At 66.6% G+C, this 18,811-nt stretch carries 16 protein-coding genes; 3 read left to right on the top strand and 13 right to left on the bottom strand.

Going from position 1 to position 18,811, the window contains the following annotated elements:
* Window positions 1-52: 52 nt before the first annotated feature.
* From U5A67_RS02840 to U5A67_RS02780, 13 genes are all read right to left on the bottom strand, one after another.
* Window positions 53-2,590, bottom strand: coding sequence for an ABC transporter permease (locus tag U5A67_RS02840; protein WP_321814447.1), 2,538 nt, complete (start codon window positions 2,588-2,590; stop codon window positions 53-55).
* 104 nt (window positions 2,591-2,694) lie between these two features.
* Complete coding sequence (locus tag U5A67_RS02835) at window positions 2,695-3,309, bottom strand: DUF4126 domain-containing protein (protein WP_205986191.1); 615 nt, start codon at window positions 3,307-3,309, stop codon at window positions 2,695-2,697.
* A 342-nt stretch (window positions 3,310-3,651) separates the two neighbouring features.
* Window positions 3,652-3,972 (bottom strand): quaternary ammonium compound efflux SMR transporter SugE, encoded by a 321-nt coding sequence (gene sugE / locus U5A67_RS02830; protein WP_205986190.1) that lies wholly within the window; start codon window positions 3,970-3,972, stop codon window positions 3,652-3,654.
* Between the two features lie 121 nt (window positions 3,973-4,093).
* Window positions 4,094-4,792 carry a two-component system response regulator KdpE gene (kdpE, locus tag U5A67_RS02825; protein ID WP_205986189.1) on the bottom strand — a complete coding sequence of 233 codons (699 nt, stop codon included), beginning with the start codon at window positions 4,790-4,792 and terminating at the stop codon, window positions 4,094-4,096.
* On the bottom strand, window positions 4,785-7,694 hold the full coding sequence (locus tag U5A67_RS02820) for a sensor histidine kinase KdpD (protein WP_321814407.1): 2,910 nt from the start codon (window positions 7,692-7,694) through the stop codon (window positions 4,785-4,787). Before U5A67_RS02820 ends, kdpE begins: the two co-directional genes overlap by 8 nt.
* Before the next feature lie 141 nt (window positions 7,695-7,835).
* Window positions 7,836-8,414, bottom strand: a complete 579-nt coding sequence (kdpC, locus tag U5A67_RS02815; RefSeq protein WP_321814406.1) for a potassium-transporting ATPase subunit KdpC — start codon at window positions 8,412-8,414, stop codon at window positions 7,836-7,838.
* A gap of 31 nt (window positions 8,415-8,445) precedes the next feature.
* Window positions 8,446-10,542: a potassium-transporting ATPase subunit KdpB gene (gene kdpB / locus U5A67_RS02810; protein ID WP_205986186.1), complete on the bottom strand. Its 2,097-nt coding sequence runs from the start codon at window positions 10,540-10,542 to the stop codon at window positions 8,446-8,448.
* 16 nt (window positions 10,543-10,558) lie between these two features.
* The gene (gene kdpA, locus U5A67_RS02805) at window positions 10,559-12,364 is read right to left on the bottom strand and encodes a potassium-transporting ATPase subunit KdpA (RefSeq protein WP_321814405.1); all 1,806 of its coding nucleotides are present in this window, start codon (window positions 12,362-12,364) and stop codon (window positions 10,559-10,561) included.
* Window positions 12,361-12,453 (bottom strand): K(+)-transporting ATPase subunit F, encoded by a 93-nt coding sequence (gene kdpF, locus U5A67_RS02800; RefSeq protein ID WP_027819619.1) that lies wholly within the window; start codon window positions 12,451-12,453, stop codon window positions 12,361-12,363. The genes kdpA and kdpF overlap by 4 nt, the downstream gene beginning before the upstream one ends.
* A complete protein-coding gene (locus U5A67_RS02795) occupies window positions 12,450-12,575 on the bottom strand; it encodes a potassium ABC transporter ATPase (protein ID WP_321814404.1) in 126 nt (41 codons plus the stop codon). The genes kdpF and U5A67_RS02795 overlap by 4 nt, the downstream gene beginning before the upstream one ends.
* A gap of 172 nt (window positions 12,576-12,747) precedes the next feature.
* Window positions 12,748-13,722 carry a quinone oxidoreductase gene (locus tag U5A67_RS02790; RefSeq protein ID WP_321814403.1) on the bottom strand — a complete coding sequence of 325 codons (975 nt, stop codon included), beginning with the start codon at window positions 13,720-13,722 and terminating at the stop codon, window positions 12,748-12,750.
* Window positions 13,723-13,772: 50 nt separating this feature from the next.
* Window positions 13,773-14,162, bottom strand: coding sequence for a methylglyoxal synthase (locus tag U5A67_RS02785; protein ID WP_205986182.1), 390 nt, complete (start codon window positions 14,160-14,162; stop codon window positions 13,773-13,775).
* A 121-nt stretch (window positions 14,163-14,283) separates the two neighbouring features.
* Window positions 14,284-15,063 (bottom strand): SDR family oxidoreductase, encoded by a 780-nt coding sequence (locus U5A67_RS02780; RefSeq protein ID WP_321814402.1) that lies wholly within the window; start codon window positions 15,061-15,063, stop codon window positions 14,284-14,286.
* A gap of 301 nt (window positions 15,064-15,364) precedes the next feature.
* Here U5A67_RS02780 and upp point away from each other — a divergent pair, with 301 nt between their 5' ends.
* The 3 genes from upp (at window position 15,365) to purD (ending at window position 18,611) form a co-directional block, all read left to right on the top strand.
* Window positions 15,365-16,015 carry a uracil phosphoribosyltransferase gene (upp, locus tag U5A67_RS02775; RefSeq protein WP_205986180.1) on the top strand — a complete coding sequence of 217 codons (651 nt, stop codon included), beginning with the start codon at window positions 15,365-15,367 and terminating at the stop codon, window positions 16,013-16,015.
* Between the two features lie 477 nt (window positions 16,016-16,492).
* Window positions 16,493-17,218: a YebC/PmpR family DNA-binding transcriptional regulator gene (locus tag U5A67_RS02770; protein ID WP_205986179.1), complete on the top strand. Its 726-nt coding sequence runs from the start codon at window positions 16,493-16,495 to the stop codon at window positions 17,216-17,218.
* Window positions 17,219-17,336: 118 nt separating this feature from the next.
* Complete coding sequence (gene purD, locus U5A67_RS02765; RefSeq protein WP_205986178.1) at window positions 17,337-18,611, top strand: phosphoribosylamine--glycine ligase; 1,275 nt, start codon at window positions 17,337-17,339, stop codon at window positions 18,609-18,611.
* Window positions 18,612-18,811: the final 200 nt, after the last annotated feature.

The raw sequence follows: 18,811 nt of genomic DNA, 5'->3' as shown, positions 1-18,811 counted from the left end.
GAATATTTTCGCATAGCGGCGCGCCGGGCGAACCCGGCTCACGCCGCCGGCTTCACGCATCGCGCAGCGATTGCAGCGCGGGCCGCGCCAGCACATGCCGCAGGCTCATCCAGCCGCCCACGCCCGCACAGGCCACGCCCGCTGCGATGCCCGCGGGCACGAGCCACGGATCGAACGCCAGATAGAAGTCGAACACCCGCGTCGCCAGCACATAGCCGACGATCTGCGCGCCCACCGCCGCCATCAAACCCGCGAGCGCCCCCACCGCGACGAACTCCGCGATCTGCACCGAGCGCACCTGGGCATGCGACGCGCCCAGCGCGCGCAGCAGCGCCGATTCGCGCATGCGCTCGTCGCGCGTGCCCGCGAGCGCCGCGTAAAGCACCAGCACGCCGGCCGCGAGCGTGAAGATAAACAGGAACTGCACGGCGCCGATCACCTGCTCCAGCATGCGCTGGATCTGCGCGAGAATCGGCCCGACGTCGATGGCGGTCACGTTCGGATACTGCGCGACCAGCCCGTCGATCACGGCGCGCTGCGACTCGGGCAGATGGAAACTCGTGATGTAGGTGGCCGGGAAATCGTGCAGCAGCGCGGGCGGCATCAGCACGAAGAAGTTGACCTTGAACGAACCCCAGTCGAGCTTGCGCAGGCTCGTCACGGGCGCGGTGACTTCGAGACCCGCGACATCGAAGGTCAGTACATCGCCGGGCTTGACGTTGATGAGTTTGGCCAGGCCCTGCTCGATCGAAAGCTGCGGCGTGGTCGCATCGCCGTACCAGGCGCCCGCTTCGATGCGGTTATCGCTGGGCAACTGCGTGGTGTACGAGAGATTGAATTCGCGATCGACCAGACGCCGCGCATCCTCGCTCTTGTACTGCTCGGGATTGACGGGCTTGCCGTTGATCGTCGTGAGACGGCCGCGCACCATCGGCTCCAGATCGGGATCGGCGATGCCGTGCGCGACCAGCCACGCGGCCACGGCGTCGTGCTGGGCGGGCTGGATGTCGATGAGGAATTCGTTCGGCGCATCGGGCGGCGTGGATTTGCGCCAGCCATCGATCAGGTCGTTGCGCGTCATCGCGATCAGCAGCAGGCACATCAGACCGATGGCGAGCGATGTGATCTGCAAGGCGCTCGCGCCGGGCCGCCGCTCCAGCGACGCCAGCGCATAACGCCAGCCCACGCCCGCGCGCGAATCCAGACCGTTGCGCTGGCTGCGCGCCACGCGCGCCGCGCCCCAGAGCGCGAAACGCGCAATCGCCGCGAACACCAGCAGGCCAAGCGCGAAACCGCCCGCGACGATACCGCCGAGCTTGAGTTCGCCCGCCGCCAGCACCAGCAGCCCCGCGAACAGCGCGATGCCGATCGCGTACGCGGCCCACGCGGTACGGCTTTCGTCGCCCCACTCGCGGCGCAGCACGCGCACCGGCGGCACGCGCGTGAGCGGCAACAGCGGCGGCAAGGCAAAACCGAGCAGCAGCACGAGCCCCGCCGCCACGCCTTCGAGCGCCGGCACCGGGCCCGGATATGGCAGCGCCACTTCGATCAGCGTGCCCAGCCAGGCCAGCAGCGCGAGATGGCCCGCGTAGCCGAGCGCCACGCCAACCGCGCCGCCGATCAGACCGAGCCCCGCGAATTCGAGCACGAAAATCGAGCGCAGCGTGCGCTGGCTGGCGCCGAGGCAGCGCATCGCCGCGCAGGCATCCAGATGGCGGCGCGTGTAGCGGTGCGCGGCCATGGCGATGGCGACCGCCGCGAGCAGCGCGGTCAGCAGCGAAACGAGCGTGAGGAAATGGCGCGCGCGGTCGAGCGTCTGGCGCACCTGCGGCTGGCCGTCGCTGAGCGATTCGAGGCCGACGCCGCGCATCTTGCCGCGGGTTGCGTCGCCGTCGACGCGCGCATGGGCCCACGCGGCGAATTGCGCGACGGCGGGATCGGCGCCCGCCACCAGCAGGCGATAGGTCACGCGGCTGCCGTAACCGGTCAGGCCCGTCGAGGGCAGATCGGCCGCGTTGAGCATCAGGCGCGGCGAGAAGTTGACGAAGGAAAAACCGCGATCGAGTTCGCGCGTAATGATCGCGCCGACGCTCAGGCTGCGCGTGCCGATCCGCACCGTATCGCCGACGTGAAGCTTGAGCGCATCGAGCAGTTCGTCGTCGACCCAGACCGTGCCGGGCGGCGGAATGCCCTTCGCCTCGTGATCGGGCGCGCCGGGCGCCGACGCGATGCGCAGCGCGCCGCGCAACGGGTAGCCGACGGAAACCGATTTGACGGCGGCAAGGCGTGACGGGGGCTGCGGGGCCTGAGCGCTCGCGCCCGCAACCGGCGGCACCGTGACCATGCTCGGGAAAATCGCCGTCGTTGCCGTTTGCAGATTGAGCGACTGCGCCTCGCGCGCGAACATCGGATCGACGGGATGATCGGCGCGCACGATGAAATCGGCGGCGATCATGCGTTTGGCGTCGCGCTCCAGCCCGCGCTGCAGACGATCAGCGAGAAAACCGACGCTCGACAGCGCCGCCACCGCCAGCACGAGCGCCAGCAGCAGCATGGTCAATTCGCCCGCGCGCCAGTCGCGCGCACTCATGCGCGCAGCAAGGCGCACGAGATCGGACCAGCTCAGGGCAGCACGCGCGGGTGCGTTCGCGTTAGAAGAAGACGGGGAAACCGATGGAGAAGAATGAGCACCGTTCAATCGTGACGGCTCCGCAAGGAAAAACGCGTGACCATATGCGTGGCCATGCCGCGAAAGCCGCCCTGCACGCCGCGCCACAGACGCGGCAGCGCCCAGGTCGCGACCAGCAGGAAGGCCACCAGCATCACCAGAAACAGCAACGGCACGAAGAACGCCAGCAGCACGCCCACGAAGGTCATGCCGTCTTCGGCGCTGGATGTGACGACGTTCGAGACCGGCTCGGGCGACAGATTGATGAGCGCGCGCGTGCCGGCCTTGGCCAGATGCGCAGTGCCGGCGAGCGTGCCGCCAGCGAGCGCGGCAATCGTCAGCACGGCGGGATCGGCGTGACCGAGCGCACCGGCCGCCAGCACGGCGCCGGCCGGAATGCGGATAAAGGTGTGCACGGCATCCCAGAGCGAATCGAGCGCGGGGATTTTATCGGCGAGAAATTCGAGGACCGTGAGCGCGGCGGCGACGCCGATCACCCAGGGCGAAGAGAGAATCGCGAGCGTGTCGGGCAGGTGGATGACGCCCAGGCGCTGCATCACGCCGGCCATCAGGACCGTCAGGTAGAGGCGCAGGCCACTGCCCCAGGACAGGCCCGCTGCGAGAGATAAGGGTTCCAGCATGACTGCCTCCTCGCGCGAGGCTCGCGCGGCGCCGTTCCCCACGAAACGGGCGTAGCGCGGCGTCGGGATGTTCGCGGCGGTTTCAGGGCTTCAAGGCAGCAAGCTGAAACACGGCGAACAAACAGACGGCGGCGCTCGCGGCGTCCGCGGCGCTTGAGTGTTATCGGGTGGTGACCGTCTCATTATAGCCACGCTCGTTGCGCCGCCGCAGCGCGGTTTTATCGTTCTGCGGCGCGCGCGCCACGCATTTTGCGCCTGAAATCCCACGAAAATGCGTACTGGATCACATAACGGCGCGTCATTTCCGCGCGATGTCGCCCGACCGGCGTCCGGGCTTCCCAATCAGCCCGCCGACGACAGCTTCAGGCCAATCAGACCGGCCACGATCAGCAGCGCGCTCAGCACGCGCGCCACGGTCACCGCTTCGCCCATCATGACGATGCCGAGCACGAACGCGCCCACCGCGCCGATACCCGTCCAGACCGCATACGCAGTGCCCAGCGGCAACTGGCGCATGGCAAGCGCGAGCAGCCAGAAACTGCCGAGCGCCGTGACGACGGTGAAGACCGACGGCCAGAGCCGGGTGAAACCTTCGGAAGATTTGAGACCGGTGGCCCACGCGACTTCGAGCAGGCCCGCGATGAAGAGATAAAGCCAGGGCATGAGAACGCTCCATGAAAAATGGGGCCGTCCCCGAAAAAGAAAAAGCGCAAGGTCGTCCTTACGCTTTTGTAAGTATAGCAAAGTTGGCTAGACGTGGCCCGGGGATGGTCCGGTCGCTGCCCTACTGCACGCCCACGAGCCGATAACCCACACCCGTCTCGGTGATGATGTGTTCGGGCTGGGCGGGATCGCGCTCCAGCTTCTGCCGCAGATGCGCCATATAAATGCGCAGATAGTGGCTGCTCTCCACATGCGACGGCCCCCAGACCTCGCGCAGCAGTTGCCGGTGCGTGAGCACGCGGCCCGAATCGCGCACCAGCGTCGCCAGCAAGCGGTATTCGATCGGCGTGAGGTGCACGGGCGCGCCTTCGCGCGTGACCTGGCGCAAGCCCAGATCGACGATCACCGCGCCGAAGCTCACCTGCGGCGCCTCGTTCGCGCCGCCCCGGTTGCGCCGGCGCAAATGGGCACGAATGCGCGCCAGCAACTCGGATACGCCGAACGGCTTGGTCAGGTAATCGTCGGCGCCGGCGTCGAGCGCGGCCACTTTCTCGCTTTCCTGCGTGCGCGCGGACAGCACGATCACCGGCAAATCGCTCCAGCCGCGCAGTTCGCGGATCACGTCGAGGCCATCGGTGTCGGGCAGGCCCAGATCGACGATCACGAGGTCGGGCTTGCGCGTGGCCGCTTCCACCAGCCCCTGCTTGCCGGTTTCGGCGTCGTAGACGGCAATGCCCTCGCCTTCGAGCGAGGCGCGCACAAAGCGGCGGATCTGCTTTTCGTCTTCGATCAGGACAACGGCGAGACTCGGGTCACTCATGGGCGGGATTCGAATCGAGGGGTTTAGCGGGTGCTTCGCGATGATCGTGGGCGTGATTCATGTGATCGACGTGATAGGCATGTGCGGCATGTTCGGCGGCTTCCGGCACATCGGCGGGCAGCGGCGGCGGCTCTTCCACCGGCAGCGCGAACCAGAACGACGCGCCTTCGACCCGGCCGTTGGCATCGACCCGATTGGACGCGCCGATTGTACCGCCGTGCGCTTCCACGATCGCCCGGCAGATCGCCAGTCCGAGGCCGATGCCGGGCTTGGCCGATTCCTTCTCGCCGCGCGTGAACTTCTCGAACACGCGCTCGCCCATGCCAGGCGGCAAGCCCGGCCCGTGATCGTCGATACTCACGCGCACGAAGGGCTGGCCGCCCTCCTCCACACGCCGCGCGACGATCGCCAGCGGCGTATCGGCCGGCGTGTACTTCGCGGCATTTTCCAGCAGATTCGAAAAGAGCCGCTCCATCAACACGGCGTCGAGTTGCAGCAGCGGTAAATCCTCCTGCAACTTCACCTGCACCGGATGGCGCGCGAGCACGCGGCGGCACGCGGCCAGCGCCGCGCCCACGGTTTCCTCCAGCAGCGTCCATTGCCGGTTGAGCTTGAGACTGCCCGCCTGCAGGCGCGCCATATCGAGCAGATTCGTGACGATGCCGGTCATGCGCAGCGCCTCGTCGTGAATCGCCTCGATCAGCTCGCCTTCGCGCGCGTTCTGCGGATCGGGCGTGCCGGTGCTCGGCTCGTGCGTCTGCGCGAGCATCGACGAAAAGCCGACGATGGCGGTGAGCGGCGTGCGCAGATCGTGCGAAATCGCCGAAAGCAGCGAGTTGCGCAATCGTTCGGATTCCATGTTGACGAGCGCGTCGCGCGCGATCTCGACGTAATGCACGCGTTCGAGCGCCAGCGCAATCTGCGCGGCGAAGGCGTCGAGCATGCGTTGCTGCTCGGGCACCTGCAATTCGCGCGGCTCGCGCGTGACCACGGCGAGCACGCCGCGCGTGCGCATCGGCGCCTTGAGCGGCAGGTAGCGCGCAGCGGCGGCGGGCAAGGTATCGGTGCCATGACCGGCGGGCTTTTGCTGGTCGTAGACCCACTGCCCCACGTCGATATCGAGACTCGACGCGTCGAGCATGATCTGCGGATCGGGGTCCTCGATCTTCTGCTGGACCTTGTCGGCGCTATCGGGCAACAGGATCGCCACGCGCGCGCCGAACACCTCGCTCACATGGCGGCTGCCAATCGCGATGATCTGCTCGGTTGCCAGCGCCGCCGCCAGTTCGCGCGCCATCGCGTACATCGCGCCGGTGCGCTGTTCGCGCCGCTGCGCGACGCTCGCTTCACGGCGCAGGCTCGACGTCAGATGGCTGATGACCAGCGAGGTCAGCAGCATGCCGACGAAGGTCAGCAGATACTGCGTATCGCTGACCGAAAACGACATGCGCGGCGGCACGAAGAAAAAATCGTAGGCGGCCACGCTCGCGAACGACAGCAGCACGCCGGGGCCGCGCCCGAGCCTCGTCGCCGTAAAGATCACGCCGAGCAGATAAAGCATCACCAGATTCGCCAGCGCGATGCGCTCGTTCAACTGGTTGGCGAGCAAGGTGATGCAGGCGCAGATCACCAGCGCCGCTGCATACGCGCGCGGCGGCGAACGGTTCGCGCCGCCCTGGCCGATGGCGGCGCGCCAGGCGTTGGCGGCGCGCGCGGCCGCCGATGCGGTATCGAAAGCGGCGCGGCCGGTCAGGCGATCGACTTCGTTGCCGCTCGCGCGCACCAGCGTGAGATCGGCGTCGCCGGCTTTCTCGGCCAGACGCTCGCCAAACGGGCGTTGCAGCCAGCGCGAGAAACCCGAGCGCATCGACGCGCCCGCCACCAGCTTCGAGACATTGCGCAGGCGCGCATAGCCCGCCAGCGTGACCGCGGCGTCTTCGCCCGCGAGCGAGGCGGTTTCCGCGCCCAGTTCGGCGGCGAGTTTGAGCGCGCCCAGTGTGCGTTCGCGCACGGCGTCGGGCAGGCGCTGCAGCCGCGGCGTTTCCACATAGACGGCGATCCAGTCGGCCTTCAGGCTCGCAGCGAGGCGCGCGGCCGCGCGCACCAGCACGGGCGCTTCCGGGCCTGGACCGACGCACACCAGCAAGCGCTCGCGCGCCTGCCAGACATGCTGGATCGAGCGATCGGCGCGATATTCGTGCATCTGCGCATCGACGCGGTCGGCGGTCCGGCGCAGCGCCAGTTCGCGCAGCGCGATCAGATTGCCCTTGCGGAAGAAGTTGCGCACCGCACGCTCGGCCTGCGCGGGCAGATAAACCTTGCCGTCGCGCATGCGGTCGAGCAGTTCCTCGGCGGGAAGATCGACCAGCGTGACTTCGTCGGCGCCATCGAACACGCGGTCGGGCACCGTCTCCCAGACGCGGATGCCGGTGATCTGCCCCACCACGTCGTTGAGGCTTTCGAGGTGCTGGACATTGACCGTCGTATAGACGTCGATGCCCGCGTCGAGCAGTTCGTAGACGTCCTGCCAGCGCTTCAGGTGGCGCGCGCCGGGCACGTTCGAATGCGCGAGTTCGTCGACCAGCACGAGTTGCGGCTTGCGCGCGAGCGTGGCGTCCAGGTCGAATTCGTCGAGCACGCGCCCGCGATACGCAAGGCGCTGGCGCGGCAGCACGTCGAGCCCGCTGGTGAGCGCGGCGGTTTCGCTGCGCCCGTGGGTTTCGACGATGCCGACCACCACGTCCACGCCTTCTTCGGCGCGGCGGCGCGCGGCCTGCAACATCGCATAAGTCTTGCCGACGCCCGCCGAGGCGCCGAAGAAAACCTTCAGCTTGCCGCGGCGGCGTTTTTCTTCCTCGCGTTGCAGACGGTCGAGGAGTTCGTCGGGATCGGGGCGGTTCATGCGGCTTGGGCGACTATGTTCGTGTTCGGTTCGGGCGGCGCGGCACAGACGACGATGGTCTCACCGCGGCCCTGGATTGGCAAACGAGAAACCGCACGCCGCGTGGACGGCGTGCGGCGTCTTGAAAGCCGGCCGGCGCGCTCAACTCACCTCTTTTCCATCGAGCGCGAGATTCAACTCCAGCACATTCACGCGCGGCTCGCCGAACAGACCAAACTGGCGGCCCTTCGTGTAGCGGTCCACGAGCGCCTGCACGTCGTTCGCGCTGAGATTGCGCGCCTTCGCCACGCGCACGATCTGATACTGCGCGGCCGCGGGCGAAATCTCCGGATCGAGACCGCTTGCCGACGAAGTCACGAGATCGGCGGGAATCGGCTGCGAGACATCGGTGCCGGCGGCCTTGAGCGCGTCGATGCGGCCTTTGACTTCATCGGCGAGCGCCGGGTTGGTCGGGCCGAGGTTCGAGCCGCCCGAACCTTGCGCGTTGTATGGCATCGGCGCGGTGGCCGAAAGGCGGCCCCAGAAATACTGGGGCGCGTCGAACTGCTGGCCGATCAGCTCGCTGCCCACCACCTTGCCGTTCACCTGCACGAGACTGCCGTTGACCTGACGATGGAACACGGCCTGGCCGAACGCCGTCATCACGGCGGGATAGACGAGCCCGGTGATCGCCGCGAGCAGCGCGAAGATCACGATCAGAGGACGAAACTGCGCTTTCATATGCATTCCTGTCTAAAAAGAGACGCGCGCATCAAACCCAGCCGAACGCGGCCAGCACCATATCGATCAGCTTGATGCACGGGAACGGCAGCAGAATGCCGCCGAGGCCGTAGACCAGCAGATTGCGCCGCAGCAGCGTGGCTGCGCCCAGCGGCCGGTACTTCACGCCCTTGAGCGCGAGCGGAATCAGCATCACGATGATCAGCGCGTTGAAGATCACCGCCGACAGAATCGCCGACGCCGGCGAGGTCAGATGCATCACGTCGAGCACGCGCAGTTGCGGATAGGTCGAGGCAAACGCCGCCGGAATGATCGCGAAGTATTTGGCGACGTCGTTGGCGATCGAGAAGGTGGTGAGCGAGCCGCGCGTCATCAGCATCTGCTTGCCGATCTCGACGATCTCGATCAGCTTGGTCGGATTCGAATCGAGGTCGACCATGTTGCCCGCTTCCTTCGCGGCCTGCGTGCCGGTGTTCATCGCCACCGCGACGTCGGCCTGCGCGAGCGCCGGGGCGTCGTTGGTGCCGTCGCCGGTCATCGCCACGAGCTTGCCTTGCGCCTGATGTTCGCGGATGGTCGCGAGCTTGGTTTCGGGCGTGGCCTGCGCGAGGAAATCGTCCACGCCGGCTTCGGCAGCGATCGCGGCGGCGGTCAGGCGGTTGTCGCCCGTCACCATCACGGTCTTGATGCCCATCTTGCGCAGTTCGGCGAAACGCTCCTTGATGCCGCCCTTCACCACGTCCTTCAGCTCGATCACGCCGAGCACGCGCGCCCTCGCGTCATCGCCTTCGCCATGACGCTCGGCCACCACCAGCGGCGTGCTGCCGCGCCGCGCCACTTCGTCGACAGCCGCGCTCACTTCGGCCGGGAAGCGGCCGCCATGCTGCTCGACGTAGTGCTTCACCGCATCGGCGGCGCCCTTGCGGATTTCGCGGCCCGGCATGTCCACGCCGCTCATGCGCGTCTGCGCGCTGAAGGCGAGGAACACGGCATGCAGCGCCGCCATGTCGCGCTGACGGATATTGAAGCGCTGCTTGGCGAGCACGACGATGCTGCGGCCTTCCGGCGTTTCGTCGGCGAGCGAGGCGAGTTGCGCGGCGTCCGCCAGCGCTTCTTCGTTGACGCCGGGCGCGGCCACGAATGCCGATGCCTGGCGATTACCCAGCGTGATCGTGCCGGTCTTGTCGAGCAGCAGCACATCGACGTCGCCCGCCGCTTCCACGGCGCGGCCGGAGGTGGCGATCACGTTGGCCTGCATCATGCGGCTCATGCCCGCCACGCCAATCGCCGACAACAGCCCGCCGATGGTGGTCGGAATCAGGCACACGAGCAGCGCCGTGAGCGCGGTGATCGTGACCACGTGGCCCATCTTCGCGGCTTCGACCGAGAACATCGAGAACGGCAGCAGCGTGGCCGTGGCCATCAGCAGCACGATGGAGAGCGCCACCAGCAGGATCGTCAGCGCGATTTCGTTCGGCGTTTTCTGGCGTTTGGCGCCTTCGACCATCGCGATCATGCGGTCGAGGAACGCTTCGCCCGGATTGGCCGTGACGCGCACCACGATCCAGTCGGACAGCACGCGCGTGCCGCCCGTGACCGACGAAAAATCGCCGCCCGACTCGCGGATCACCGGCGCGGATTCGCCCGTGATCGCCGATTCGTCGACCGAAGCGACACCGTCGACCACCTCGCCATCGGCGGGAATCACGTCGCCGGTTTCGACCAGCACCACGTCGCCCTTGCGCAGATCGGTGGCGGTCGTGATGCGGATCGGCGACTTCGGATGCGGCTCGTTGAGCTTCTTGGCCATGACGTCGCGCTTGGCCTGGCGCAGCGACGCGGCCTGCGCCTTCGAGCGGCCTTCGGCGAGCGCTTCGGCGAAGTTGGCGAACAGCACCGTGAACCACAGCCACAGCGCGACCGCGAGAATGAAGCCCGCGGGCGCTTCGGCCTGGCCCAGCAGCGCCGCGATCCAGAGGATCGTCGTGAGCACGCTGCCCACGTAGACGCAGAACATCACCGGATTGCGCAACTGGGTGCGCGGCTTGAGTTTCCTGAACGAATCCACGATGGCCGGACGCACGAGCGCCGGATCGAACATGGACCGTGTTGCACTATGTTGTGTCATGTCGAAAAGTCCCCGTTCAATGCACGCCGAGCATGATCAGATGCTCGACACCCGGACCGAGCGCAAGCGCCGGCACATAGGTGAGCGCACCCACCAGCAGCACGCAGCCGAGCAGCAGCACGACGAACAGCGGGCCGTGCGTGGGCAGCGTGCCGCCCGTGACGGCAATGCGCTTCTTGCTCGCGAGCGAACCCGCGATGGCGAGCACCGGCACGATGGTGCCGAAGCGGCCGAACCACATCGCTATGCCCAGCAGCCCGTTGTAGAACGGCGTGCTGACGGTCAAACCCGCGAACGCGCTGCCGTTGTTATTGGCGGCGGAGCTAAACGCGTAGAGGATTTCGGAGAAGCCATGCGCGCCCGGATTGGCGATCCCGGCCTTGCCCGCATCGGAAAGCACCGCGATCGACGTGCCGAGCAGCACCAGCAGCGGCGTGAGCAGGATCACGATCGACACCATCTTCATCTCGAACGCTTCGATCTTCTTGCCCACGTATTCCGGCGTGCGCCCGATCATCAGACCGGCCACGAACACCGCGAGCAGCGCGAACACCAGCATGCCGTACAGGCCCGAGCCCACGCCGCCGAAGATCACTTCGCCCAGCTGGATAAAGAGCATCGGCACGAGCCCGCCGATCGGCGTGAGCGAATCGTGCATGCCGTTGACCGCGCCGCACGAAGCCGCCGTGGTCGCCACGACGAAGATGCCCGTCTGCGCGATGCCAAAGCGCGTTTCCTTGCCTTCCATGTTGCCGCCCGCCTGCAGCGCGCTGGCGTGCTGATCGACGTTGAGCGTGGTAAGCATCGGATTGCCGGCCTGTTCGGCGGCAAGCTCCACGCCTACGGCGAGCGCGAACGCAATCGTCATCACCGCGAGCACCGCTATGCCCTGCCGCCGGTCGGCCACCATATTGCCGAATACCAGACACAGCGCCGCCGGAATAATCAGGATCGCCAACATTTCGACGAAATTGGAGAACGGCGTCGGGTTTTCGAACGGATGCGCCGAGTTCGCGTTGAAGAAGCCGCCGCCATTGGTGCCGAGCATCTTGATCGCTTCCTGCGAGGCGACCGGACCCATGGCGAGCGTCTGCGTCGTCACCTGGGTATCGACGGTGACGGCGTTGCCCTTGGCGTCCTTGATCGCGTTGCCTTGCGCATCGAGCTTCGGCGCCGCGTAGGTCGTGGTCTGCAGCGTCAGCACGTCCTGATAGGACTTGAAGTTCTGGATCATGCCCTGACTCATCAGCAACGCCGCGATGAGCGCCGACATCGGCACCAGCACGTAAAGCGTGGTGCGCGTGAGATCGACCCAGAAGTTGCCGATGGTCTGCGCCGAATGGCGCGCGAAGCCGCGAATCAGCGCGACCACCACCACGATGCCCGTCGCCGCCGACAGGAAGTTCTGCACCGTGAGGCCCAGCATCTGCGTGAGATAGCTCACGGTCTGCTCGGGCGAGTAGTCCTGCCAGTTGGTATTGGTGACAAAACTCACGGCGGTGTTGAACGCGCCGTCCGGCGTCATCGCGCTAAAGGCCTGCGGGTTGCCGGGCAGCCAGCCTTGCACGCGCAGCAGCACATAGAGAAAGCCCACGCCCAGCACGTTGAACGAGAGCGTGGCGAACGCGTAGCGCTTCCAGTTCATCTCGGCGCTCGGATCGACGCCTGCGATGCGATACAGCAGATTTTCGAGCGGTGCGAACAGGCGCACGACGCGCGAGCGGCCATCGAGCACGCGCGTGATATAGCCCGCGACCGGCACCGCGAGCGCCAGCAGCACGACGATGAAAAGACCCGTTTGCAGCACAGTGTTGGCGTTCATTCGATGTCCTCCGCGCGCAGCAGCGCATGGACGAGATAGACGAACAGCAACAGCGTCGCCGCCCCCGACAGCCAGAAGATCCAGGTCATGAGCGCGCTCCCGTGGCGTCCTGGCCGGCGCGGCGGTACTGCATCAGCTTCCCGCAGCCGGCGATCAACGCGTATGTGAGCGCAGCGAAGACCGCCAGCCCCCCGATATACAGCACATCCATTGTCGTGTTCTCCATTGATGGATGGCGGTAAGGTACGGTTTATCGCGTTAAATCCGGATCAAAGCTTGAGGCGGGCGTATAAAAATCGCGTAAACGCGGGAAAAAAAGCCCATAAAAAAAGCGCGCATGACTGGCATGCGCGCCTTTACGTGTCGGGTACGGCGGTACGGCTTTACGGCATCAGGATCGTCGATCCCGTGGTCTTGCGCGCTTCCAGATCGGCGTGCGCCTGGCCTACGTCCTTGAGCGCGTAACGCTGGTTGATCGACGTCTTCACCTTGCCCGAAGCGATCACGTCGAACAGTTCGGCGGACATCGCCTCGTAGTCGCTGCGTTTGGCGATGTACGAAAACAGCGTCGGGCGCGTAAAGAACAGCGAGCCGCGCGACGAGAACGCCGACGAATCGATCGGCGGCAGCGGCCCCGACGCATTGCCGAAGCTCACGAACATGCCGAGCGGCGCAAGACAGTCGAGCGACTTCACATACGTATCCTTGCCGATCGAGTCGTACACCACGGGCACGCCCGCGCCGTGGGTGATCTCGCGCACGCGCGCCGTGAAATCCTCGCGCGTATAGACGATCGGATGATCGCAGCCGTGCGCCTTCGCGATCTCGGCCTTTTCATCGGAACTGACCGTGCCGATCACCGTTGCGCCCAGCGCCTTGGCCCACTGGCAGACAAGCAGACCCACGCCGCCCGCTGCGGCCTGGATCAGGATCGTGTCGCCGGCCTGCACGCGGTAAGTGCGGCGCAGCAGATATTGCGCCGTGAGGCCCTGCAGCATGACGGACGCGGCCTGTTCGTCGCTGATCGCATCGGGCAGGCGGATCACCTGGTCCGCGCGCAGCACGCGCTCCTGCGCATAGGCGCCCGGCGGGCGTCCGACATAAGCCACGCGCTCGCCCACTTTCACGCTGCTCACGCCCGCGCCGACGGCCACCACCTCGCCCGCCGCCTCCATGCCCAAACCCGCAGGCAGTGGCTGCGGATACAGCCCGGTGCGGAAATACACGTCGATATAGTTCAGGCCGCACGCGCTCTGCTTCACGCGGATCTCGCCCTCGCCCGGCTCGCCCACTTCGACATCGACCCACTTCATTACTTCGGGGCCGCCGGTCTGCTCGTATCGGATTGCCTTGGTCATCTTGTCTCTTCCAGTCTGGGATGGATCTGCCGCGCCCGCGGGCGCAGCGCTTAAATCACGTCCTTCATGCGCAGCGTGAGCACGTCGAGAATCATGCGCGCCGTCGAGATATTGGTCGCGCACGGCACGTCATGCACGTCGCAGGCGCGCACCAGCGCGTTGATATCGGGTTCGTGCGGCTGCGGCGTCATGGGGTCGCGCAGAAAGATCACCACATCGACATTGCCTTCGGCCAGTTGCGCGCCGATCTGCAGATCGCCGCCGTGCGGGCCCGACAGCATGCGCTCGACGCTCAGGCCGTGCGCATCGGCGATACGTCCGCCGGTCGTGCCGGTCGCGAGCAGGTCGCAACGGCGCAGCGTATCGACGTATTCGCCGGCGAGCCGGACGATGTCGTCCTTCTTGTGATCGTGCGCGATCAGTGCGACGCGGGTAGACATGGATTGGGCTCCTGGCGTGAGATTAAGGTTGCTGCTTTGCAGTTGAACCGCGGATTGAACTGTGGATTGAGCCGCAGATCGACCCGCGGTCGATCAGATGAATCGTGCGCATCCTCGCACGTCAGAAGGTGCCCGGATAGGCGCCGCCGTCGATGAGCCAGTTCTGTCCGGTGATATAGCCCGCGTGCACGCTGCACAGGAACGCGCAGGCGCGGCCGAACTCATCCGGCGTGCCGAAGCGCCCGGCCGGGATCGACTTCATGCGGCGCTCGCGCACTTCGTCGAGCGACAACTTGCCCTTTTCGGCCTGGGCGGCGATGGTGGTCTTGATGCGATCGGTGTCGAACACGCCCGGCAGCAGGCTGTTGATCGTCACGCCCGTGCTCGCGACCTGGCGCGCCACGCCCGCGATAAAACCCGTGAGTCCCGAGCGCGCGCCGTTGGACAGCCCCAGCACGTCGATCGGCGCCTTCACCGACGAACTCGTGATATTGACGATGCGCCCGAAGCCGCGCGCGATCATGCCGTCGATGGTGGCCTGCACCAGCGCGATCGGCGTGAGCATGTTGGCGTCGAGCGCGGCCAGCCACTGCTCGCGCGTGAAGCTGCGGAAATCGCCCGGCGGCGGGCCGCCCGCGTTGTTGACGAGAATGTCCGGCGACGGGCAGGCGGCCAGCGCCGCGGCGCGGCCCGCTTCCGTCGTGATGTCGCAGGCCACGGCCTTGACCTCGACGCCCGTGCTGGCGCGGATCTGCGCGGCGGTCTCTTCCAGCGTGCTCAACGTGCGCGCGACGATGGTGACGTTCACGCCTTCGGCGGCCAGCGCCTCGGCGCAGCCGCGCCCCAGTCCCTTGCTTGCCGCGCACACCAGCGCGGTGCGTCCTGCGATGCCCATGTCCATGGTGTTCTTCCTTGTCCGGTTTTGCGTGCCCTGTCGCGTGCCTGCGGGCGCGGCCGGCCATGCCGAGCGATGGCCAGAAACGGCGCCCGATCCGTGCGGGTTTTGCGATTCTAGAAGAATCGGGCGAAGCGCGTGGCTGCCCGCACGCAGGCGAGCCGCGACGACGCCAGGGTGCGCGAACAGATCCCGGATCGGTTGGCACGCGCATCCCGTATACTTGCGCCTGTATGGACGGTATGGGCGGCGCGACGCCAGCCCGGCCGCTCCCCCCGATATCTCTTGCAGCCTTGTGCGCCCCGCCATGAAACAGGACAGCCGTTTTCCGAATCTTTTCATCCTCGATCACCCGCTGATCCAGCACAAGCTCACCCATATGCGCGACAAGGACACGTCCACGCGCACGTTCCGCGAGCTGCTGCGCGAAATCACGCTGCTGATGGGTTACGAAATCACGCGCGATCTGCCGGTTGCGACGCGCCGCGTGCAGACGCCGCTGGTCGAAATCGACGCGCCGGTGATCGCCGGCAAGAAACTGGCCATCGTGCCGGTGCTGCGCGCGGGCATCGGCATGTCCGATGGTCTGGTGGAACTGGTGCCGTCGGCGCGCGTGGGTCATATCGGCGTGTATCGCGACGACGACCATCGCCCGGTCGAATACCTCGTGCGTCTGCCCGATCTGGAAGACCGCACCTTCATCCTGTGCGATCCGATGGTCGCCACGGGCTACTCGGCCGCGCACGCGATCGACGTGCTCAAGCGCCGCGGCGTGCCGGGCGAGCGCATCCTGTTCCTCGCGCTGGTGGCCGCGCCCGAAGGCGTCGAGGTGTTCCAGAAGGCGCACCCGGACGTCAAGCTCTACGTGGCATCGCTCGATTCGCACCTGGACGGCCACGCCTACATCATCCCGGGTCTGGGTGACGCGGGCGACCGCCTGTTCGGCACCAAGAACTAAAGCCTGACCGGGCTACACGGGGCGGCCTCGCGCCGTCCCCTTCCGGTTCACTCCCTTTTTCCCCGCCGACGCGCGCGCGTAATCTCTCGGAGAGCCGGAGCCAGCCGGTTGCGCCGTGATAAAATTCAGGTCCACCTGAAGGTCGCGGGAAGATTCACGACAGTCCGAAGGCGGCCTGGCCTTCGCGGCGCGGCGCTCCAGCCGGGCCGATGTCGTGTCCTCGAGCCTGCCCTTACGCGTTCCCCGCCGCCCGTGCCGGCCGCTGGCCTGGTCCAGTCGGCACGCGTTGAGCAACGTAGCCGCAAGGCACCCGCAACGCGACCCCAGGCGGACAGACACTCGACGTTTCCAGTGGCCGCATGACGCGCGAACGCGCGCCGTGCCGCGCCCGGTCAGCGTCACCTGAACACTGCGGCTTCGACACTGCAGCAACGACAATTGCACCATGCACGCCACGCGCGTGCGACGGAGAAAGGTATGGCGGGTCATTCGAAATGGGCCAACATCAAGCACAAGAAAGCGGCTGCTGACGCGAAGCGCGGCAAGATCTGGACCCGGCTGATCAAGGAAATCCAGGTTGCGGCGCGCATGGGCGGGGGCGATATCGACTCCAACCCGCGTCTGCGTCTGGCCGTCGACAAGGCCTATGACGCCAACATGCCCAAGGACAACATCAACCGCGCGATCCAGCGCGGCGTGGGCGGCGTCGATGGCGCGAACTACGAAGAAATCCGCTACGAAGGCTACGGCATCGGCGGCGCGGCCGTGATCGTCGACACCATGACGGACAACCGCACCCGCACGGTCGCGGAAGTGCGCCACGCGTTCTCGAAGTTCGGCGGCAACATGGGCACGGACGGTTCGGTCGCGTTCATGTTCGATCACGTCGGCCAGTTCGTGTTCGCGCCGGGCACCCCGGAAGACGAACTCATGAACGCCGCGCTGGAAGCCGGCGCCGACGACGTCGTGACCAACGAAGACGGCTCGATCGAAGTGGTCTGCCCGCCGTTCGAATTCCAGAAGGTCAAGGACGCGCTCGAAGCCGCCGGCTTCAAGGCGGAAATGGCCGAAGTCACGATGAAGCCGCAGACCGAAGTCGAATTCACCGGCGACGACGCCGTGAAGATGCAGAAGCTGCTGGACGCGCTCGAAAACCTGGACGACGTACAGGAGGTCTACACCAACGCATCGATCGCCGAATAACGGCATCGGCGCGGCGCGCGCGGCAGGTTTCACGCAGCGGCGCGCCCCCTCGCTTTTCACGGCTGGCGCACGTGCGCCAGCCGCAACTGTTTCTGGTTCTGGTCTTTCGGGGATTCTCATGAAGTTACTCGTCGTCGGTTCTGGCGGCCGCGAACATGCACTGGCGTGGAAACTCGCCCAGGCGCAACGCGTGCAGCTCGTCTACGTCGCACCGGGCAACGGCGGCACCGCGCAGGACGAGCGGCTCGCCAACGTCGACATCACGGACATCAACGAGCTCGCCGATTTCGCCGAGCGCGAACAGGTGGCCTTCACCGTGGTCGGCCCGGAAGCGCCGCTCGCAGCGGGCATCGTCAACGTGTTCCGTTCGCGCGGCCTGAAGGTGTTCGGCCCCACGAAGGAAGCCGCGCAGCTCGAAAGCTCGAAGGATTTCGCCAAGGCGTTCATGAAGCGCCACAACATCCCGACCGCCGCCTACGAGACCTTCTCGGACGCGACGGCCGCGCACGCCTACGTCGACACGCACGGCGCGCCGATCGTCATCAAGGCCGACGGCCTGGCGGCGGGCAAGGGCGTGGTCGTGGCGATGTCGCTGGAAGAAGCGCATCAGGCGATCGATTCGATGCTGGCCGACAACAAGCTCGGCGATGCCGGCGCGCGTGTCGTGATCGAGGAATTCCTCGCGGGCGAAGAAGCCAGCTTCATCGTCATGGTGGACGGCAAGCACGTGCTGGCGCTGGCGTCGAGCCAGGACCACAAGCGTCTGCAGGACGGCGATCAGGGCCCGAACACGGGCGGCATGGGCGCCTACTCGCCCGCGCCGATCGTCACGCCGCAACTGCACGCTCGCGTGATGCGCGAAATCATCCTGCCGACCGTGGCGGGCATGGAGAAGGAAGGCATCCGCTTCACGGGCTTCCTGTACGCCGGTCTGATGATCGACGCGCAAGGCAACCCGAAGACGCTCGAATTCAACTGCCGCATGGGCGACCCGGAAACGCAGCCGATCATGGCGCGCCTGAAGGGCGACTTCTCGAAGGTGTTCGAGCACGCCATCGCCGGCACGCTCGATCAGGTCGAGCTGGAATGGGACCGCCGCACGGCGCTGGGCGTGGTGCTGGCCGCGCACAACTACCCGGAAACGCCGCGCAAGGGCGATCGCATCAGCGACATCCCGGCGGAAACGGCCGATTCGGTCACGTTCCACGCAGGCACGCAATTCGTCGACGGCAAGCTCGTGACCTCGGGCGGCCGTGTGCTGTGCGTGGTCGGCCTGGCCGATTCGGTGCGCAGCGCGCAGAACGTCGCCTATGAAACGGTGAACCGCATCTCGTTCGATGGCATGCAGTATCGCCACGATATCGGCTACCGCGCCGCGGGACGCAAGCAGTAAGGCAGTGACGGGCGCCCGCTCGCGGCTTCGGTCGCAAGCAGGCGCCCGGCTCGCGGTGTGCCCATGCGGCTTGACGCTGCTCCGGTGTAGCAGGAGCGCAGCAGGACGCATGGGCACGCCGCGCGGTTGGGCCGCTCTCCGTGATCGGCCACCCCCGCGAACTCTCGAACGCCATCCGGCCCCAACAGGCGGCCGGAACG

This window comes from Paraburkholderia sp. J69-1 (assembly GCF_905220255.1).
Classification (GTDB): domain Bacteria; phylum Pseudomonadota; class Gammaproteobacteria; order Burkholderiales; family Burkholderiaceae; genus Paraburkholderia.
The sequence above is the reverse complement of the archived record's forward strand: the minus strand, read 5'-3'. Positions and strand labels throughout refer to the sequence as shown.